This window comes from Actinoplanes sp. NPDC026619 (genome assembly GCF_040638295.1).
Lineage (GTDB): Bacteria > Actinomycetota > Actinomycetes > Mycobacteriales > Micromonosporaceae > Actinoplanes.
This window is the reverse complement of record NZ_JBEZYA010000032.1, coordinates 74,107-80,139: the sequence shown is the minus strand read 5'-3', so window position 1 is coordinate 80,139 and position 6,033 is coordinate 74,107. Positions and strand designations below refer to the sequence as shown.

Annotated in this window: 4 protein-coding genes; 1 reads left to right on the top strand and 3 read right to left on the bottom strand. The window is 72.9% G+C overall.

The features are described from left to right. Window positions 1-471: 471 nt before the first annotated feature. The gene (locus tag AB0E90_RS43470; protein ID WP_360418196.1) at window positions 472-1,953 is read right to left on the bottom strand and encodes a glutamate--cysteine ligase; all 1,482 of its coding nucleotides are present in this window, start codon (window positions 1,951-1,953) and stop codon (window positions 472-474) included. Between the two features lie 154 nt (window positions 1,954-2,107). Beyond that, complete coding sequence (locus AB0E90_RS43465) at window positions 2,108-2,629, bottom strand: hypothetical protein (RefSeq protein WP_360418195.1); 522 nt, start codon at window positions 2,627-2,629, stop codon at window positions 2,108-2,110. A gap of 169 nt (window positions 2,630-2,798) precedes the next feature. Here AB0E90_RS43465 and AB0E90_RS43460 point away from each other — a divergent pair, with 169 nt between their 5' ends. After that, window positions 2,799-5,288 carry a hypothetical protein gene (locus AB0E90_RS43460; RefSeq protein ID WP_360418194.1) on the top strand — a complete coding sequence of 830 codons (2,490 nt, stop codon included), beginning with the start codon at window positions 2,799-2,801 and terminating at the stop codon, window positions 5,286-5,288. Here AB0E90_RS43460 and AB0E90_RS43455 read toward each other — a convergent pair. Then, window positions 5,285-6,019, bottom strand: coding sequence for an ATP-binding protein (locus AB0E90_RS43455; protein WP_360418193.1), 735 nt, complete (start codon window positions 6,017-6,019; stop codon window positions 5,285-5,287). The genes AB0E90_RS43460 and AB0E90_RS43455 overlap by 4 nt on opposite strands. Window positions 6,020-6,033: the final 14 nt, after the last annotated feature.

Here is a 6,033-nt window from a genome sequence, read left to right as displayed (position 1 = left end):
TTACGAGGGCGCAGGTCTCGCTGGATTCGTCCACGCAACAGAGCGCGCCGGCCGGCCGGAAGAGCATCAGCGCCGCGTCGACCGAAGAGGCGACCTGCACCGCGGCCACCACGGGCAACGCCAACGACGTGACCTGCTCGGCGCCGGACGCCGCCGCCCAGAGCGGAGGGGAGCTGTGGCTCACCCTGAAGCTCGGCGACGGAGTGACGACCGGCACCCACGCCATGCGGGTCACCGTCACCACCACCAGCGCCGACGGCATCGCGACGAACAACGCCGTCGACGTGCCGCTGGCGCTCACCGCCCAGGACACCGACGACAGCAGCCTGCCGGTCACCGGCCCGGACGCGGTCCGGCTGGGCGTGCTCTCGGCCGTCATGATCGCGCTCGGCCTGATGCTGATCATCGGCGTCCGGGAACGGGCGGTGGCCACCGGGCGGCATTCGCTGCCGGCGGCTCAGCGGCCATTCTTCAATCGGTCGGGTACGGCCACTCGTGCACCGGGCGGTTCTCATGCATCAGCGGGAGGTAGCGGCGGAGCATCTCGTGCAACGCGTCCTGCCGATCGCTCCCCGAAGCCTCCAGCGCATGCAAGGTCTGAACCTGCCAGGCGGCGCCGTTCCGGTGGGTCAGACAGCGCTGCTCGATGATGCCGAGCAGCCGGTCGCGCTCGCCGGCCGAGACGCCCCACCGGTCCAGGCCCTGGGCAGCGAGCGGCAGCAGGCGGCGCAGCACCAGCTCGGTGACCTGGATGTAGCCGAGACCGGGCCAGAACACGCTGGCGTCGATGCCGTGCCGCGCGCAGGCGTGGAAATTCTCCTCGGCGGCGCTGAAGCTCATCTGCGTCCACAGCGGGCGCTCGGCCTCGGCGAGCGTGCGGATCAGACCGTAGTAGAAGCCGGCGTTGGCGAGGGTGTCGAGCACGGTCGGCCCGGCCGGCAGCACGCGATTTTCCACCCGCAGGTGCGGGCGTCCGCGGACCACCGCGTAGATCGGCCGGTTCCAGCGGTAGACGGTGCCGTTGTGCAGGCGCAGCTCGCTGAGCTCGGGCACCTCGCCGCGTTCGAGGATCTCGGCCGGGTCGAGGTCGTCGCAGATCGGCAGCAGCGCCGGGAAGTAGCGCACGTTCTCCTCGAACAGGTCGAAGACGCTGGTGATCCAGCGTTCGCCGAACCACACCCGAGGGCGTACACCCTGCGCTCTTATTTCTTCTGATCTGGTGTCGGTGGCCTGCTCGAAGAGCGGGATCCGGGTCTCCCGCCACAGCTCCCGCCCGAACAGCAGGGGCGAGTTGGCGCCCAGCGCCACCTGGATGCCGGCGATCACCTGCGCCGCGTTCCAGTACGCCGCGAACTGCGCCGGACTGACCTGCAGGTGGAACTGGGTGCTGGTGCAGGCCGACTCGGGCGCGATGGTGTCGGTGGTGACCGCGAGCCGGTCGATGCCGTCGATCCGGATGTCCAGATCTTCCCCGCGGGCCGCGAAGATCTGCTCGTTGAGCAGCTTGTAACGCGGGTTGGCGGACAGCGCGTCGAGCGTCATGTGCTCGCGCCGCAGCGTCGGCAGGATGCCGATCATCACGGTGTGCGCGCCGATCTCGCGGGCGTGTTTCTCGGCGCTGTTGAGGCTGGCTCGCAGGGTGCGCTCGAGATCGGCGTTCTCGTCGCCGGCCAGCCGCCGCGGCGGCACGTTGATCTCGATGTTGAACTGGCCCAGCTCGGTCTGGAAGTCGGGGTCGGCGATCGCGCCGAGCACCTCGGCGTTGCGCATGGCCGGATCGGCGCCCTCGTCGATGAGGTTGAGCTCGATCTCCATGCCGGTCAGCGGCCGCTCGAACTCGAAACGCGACTCCCGCAGCATCGCGGCGAACACGTCCAGACTGCGGCGGATCTTGTGACGGTATTTCGCCCGGTCCTCGCGGGTGAAGTTGGTCTGCTCGACTTCCTCGCCCATCGGCACACCGCCTATCTCGAGAGATTTAAACTCGCATACCGAGCGGGTCTGCGCCAGGCAGGGCGTACCCTTCGCCCGTTGATCGCAAACGGACGCAGAGTAACCGCGTCGGAGGCGACGTTGCCCGCGACGCGGTGGCCGGTTTTGATCTTTCTCAGGCGAGCCAGATCGCCGTTGCCGCGATCAGCACCGCGGCGCCCAGAACGGCCTGCAGCAGCAGGGCCGGGCCGATGTGTGACCACATCGTCGGAATACGCGGAGTCAGCGGCTGCATGGTGGTCAGGTTGACCACCTGAACGAGCTTCACCGGCAGCCGCGCGTCCTTCTGCGGCGCCGTCCGGACCTGCACGAGGTCACCCCGGTGCAGGGCCGACTGGGGGAGGTGGCCATGCATCTCCACCTCGTAGGTCTGGCCGAGGTCGTCGCGCACCCGCACCGGTGTCACGAGGAACTCGGGTCCTTTTTTCAGATCCTTGAAACTGCGGCGACTGGCCCGCATACGCAGCAGCGAGCCGATCATCTGGGCGATGCCGGCGGCGAGGAAGACGACGATCAGTAACGGCTGACCGACGCGCACCTCACGGGTGTACGCGGCCTGGTAGCCGGCGAAGCGGCCGGTGATGACGGGGCTGACGTGCCGGAGGATCTGCTCGCGGTACAGCTCGACCTCGTCCATGGGGGATCACCTCCTGGATGTCTTCATATCGTACGGAGAGCAACTCGATGCGAACCGTGAGTGAATCTTCACGCCTGTCACAGCAGCCTCCGAATTATGGAAAAACGCACGAATCGCCGCTCCGAAAAGGTGAACTTGACTCGGAACAGGGCGAATTGGGGGCAGAGACGTGGCGTCGACAGAGGCCTTCGTAGATCCGGAGAGCGTGCTCGCGCAGACCGCGCGGGAGATGCTCGAGCTGCACGCCGGCGGGGCGGGACCCAGCGAGGGTATGACCGAATGCCCGGTCTGCGGGGAGCCACTGCCCTGCCCGGCCGGGCGTTCGGCCGCCGAAGTGCTCGAGGCGGCCGGGCTCGCCGAGGCGTCGGGGCTGATCGAGGTGCATCGGCAGGGCCTGGGCGGCCCCTCGGTCTTCGAGCAGGAGATGTACGCGTCACCGCTCGCCTTCAGCTCCCCGGTCGACCTGTCGTCGCCGGATCTGGACGAGCCCGCCTGGAACGGGCCGTCGGCCGGGTCTCCGCTGCTCGGCGGCGGGCCGGTCGAGCTGTCCTTCTCGGCCGAAGCGGCCGGCCCGGTGCACGAGCCGTCGCACCGGTCCCGGCACGAGTCGCCCGAGTCGCCGCTCGACCCGTCGCCCTCGCTGTCGCCCCAGTCGCCCGCTCCTGCGTCGCCGCCCCTGTCCCAGCCCGCGGCGCAGCCGTCGTACGAGTCCTCGTTCGAGACGTCGTTCGGACCGTCGCTCATGCCGGAGCCGCCCGTCTACAAGCCGCCGTCGGCTGCCGGGCTGTCGTTCGACCTGCCGCCGGTGCCCGCGCCGGCCGGCCCGGACGCGGAGCCGCCCGGACCGCGCCTGGGCGGCCTGAACGCGTCGTCACTCGCCCCCGAGGCGGACGAGGCGCCGAGCGGATTCGCCGCATCCGGCCTTCCCGGCTCCGGCCTACCGCCGTCCGGCCCGTCCTCGTTGTCCCAGCCGGGCCAGCCGCCGTCGGGCCCGTCCTCGTTGTCCCAGCCGGGCCTACCGCCGTCCGGCCCGTCCTCGTTGTCCCAGCCGGGCCAGCCGCCGTCCGGCCTGTCATCCCTGTCGCAGCCGGGCCAGCCGCCGTCGGGCCTGTCATCCCTGTCGCAGCCCGGCCAGCCGCCGTCCGGCCCGTCATTGCTGTCCCAGTCCGGCCCGATGCCTCAGTCCGGCCCGATGCCTCAGTCCGGCCCGCTGTCCCAGTCCGGCCTGACGCCGCAAGCCGGTCCGATGCCGCAAGCCGGTCCGTTGCCGCCGTCCGGGCCGTTCCCGGCCTCGCCCGCGGAGCCGGCCGCCGGGGCCTGGTCGGCCGAGTCCGGGCCCTACGCCGGGGCGCAGCCGCTTCAGCCCGTCTCGCCGCCGCCCTCGGCCGCCGCCTGGTCGGCCCAGCCCACGTCCCCGGCCGGAGCGCAGCCGCTCCGACCGGTGTCGCCGCCGCAGCCGCCGGCCGGCGCGTGGTCTCCGCCGGCCGGGGCCCAGCCCGCAGTGCAGCCGTTCCGTCCGGTCTCGCCGCCGATGCCGCCCGCCGGGCCGGTCAGCCCGGCCCGCCCGCAGGCCGGCCCGGCGCCGCTCGGAGCGCCGTATCCGTCGGATGCCGATCCGCTGCTCTCCGGCCCGCAGACCTACCACCAGCAGACCCGCCCGCTGGACGCGCCGCACTTCGCGCCCTCGGCCCGGCCGGCCCCGACCGCGATGAACACCCCGCCGATGGCGCCGCCGCCGGTGAACCAGCCGCCCGCGGCGCGCCCGATCTCGCCGGCCGCCCGCCCGACCAGCCCGCCGCCGTCGAACGGCGCCGCCCCGCTGGGCCGCCCAGCCCCGGACCAGCCGTACCTGGTGACGCCGCCCGGATCCCCGATGCAGCCGATGGCCGGCCCGGCCACCGGCCAGCAGCCCGGCAACCCGGTCGGTCCGGCCCGGCAGCCCAGCGGTCTCGGTGGCCCGGCGCAGCAGCCAGGTGGTCTCGGCGCCCCGGCCCAGCAGCTTGGCGCCCCGGCCCAGCAGCTCGGCGCCCCGGCCCAGCAGCTCGGTGGCCCGGCCCAGCAGCCCGGCGGTCTCGGCGGCTCGGCCCAGCAGCCCGGCGGCTTCGGTGGCCCGGCGCAGCAGCCGAGCGGCCTGAGTGCCGGCCTGGGCGGTCCGGCGCAGCAGCCGAGCGGCCTCGGCGCGACGCCGGCGGCCGACCAGCAGCCCAGCGCGTTCGGAGCGACCGCGCAGCCCAGCAGTCTCGGACCCCCGGCGCAGCCCGGCGGTTTCGGAGCCATGGCGGAGCCCGGCGGTGCCGGGGCAACGGCTCAGCCCAGCGGTCTCGGAGCCGCCCCTCAGCCCGGCGGTCTCGGCGCCAGCGCGCAGCCCGGCGGTTTCGGGGCCGGAGCGGAGGACCCGGCCAATCGTTTCGGCGGAAGCGGAACCGCGGAGCCCAGCGGCCTCGGCGCGACTGCCGCCCCCAACCGTCCTCCGATCGAGCCCCAGACGGACCAGGCCGGCCCGCCGAACCAGCCGCCGCAGGCCGAGCCGAAGACGGCCCGCCGCAACCGCCCGCCGCTGGAGCCGCCGCAGATGGGCCAGCTGAATCGCCCGATCACCGGGGAGAAGGGCGCCGACCAGCCGCCAAGTGGCCTACCGCGCAATGGCGGCCCGAGCTAAGCGGCCGCCGCCCATCGGGTCCAGACCACTTTGCCGTCGCTGACCGGCAGCACGCCCCACGCGTCGGTGAGGTCCCGCACCAGCCAGAGCCCGCGCCCACCCGGCGCCGTAACCGCCGGGTCCGCGGGCTTCGGCATGCGCCGGCTGCCGTCCCGCACACTCATCCGCAGCCGGCCGTCGCGCAGCGCGAAGGTGAACTCCATGGTGGTGTGGGCGTGCCGGACCACGTTCGCGACCAGCTCGGTGGCGATCAGCGCGGCCGTGCCGGCCAGGTTCGAGCGGTGCCACGCCTCGCAGGCCTGGGTGACGATCTGCCGCACCTGGCGGCACGCGTCCGGCACCGGCCGCAGGCGCAGTCGCACCCGCGAGTGCGCCGGTTCGGCGCCGGCCGCGGCGATGGCCGTGTCGCAGTCGTGCGCATAGCTGAGATTCGTGCATTCAGGCGCCGACTGGATGGCGGCCTCGGTCTCGGCGTCGGCGCCGCACAGCACGATCGGCACGTCGGGCCACTCGGCGGTCTGGCCGACCACGGTGCTGAGCGCGGTAAGGCCGAGGGGATCGCCGATCCGCAGTCCGGAGACGTCGAGCAGGAGCCGATCGGGTTCGGTGGCGAGACTGTGCCGCATGGCCAGCTGAAGGGCGTCGCCGGTCATCGGGTCGAGGGTGCCGGTGAGCCGGAGCACCGCCACGGGCCGGTCCCGCACCGGACGGCAGACGAGTTGACTAGGCAATTCGTCTCCCTCCC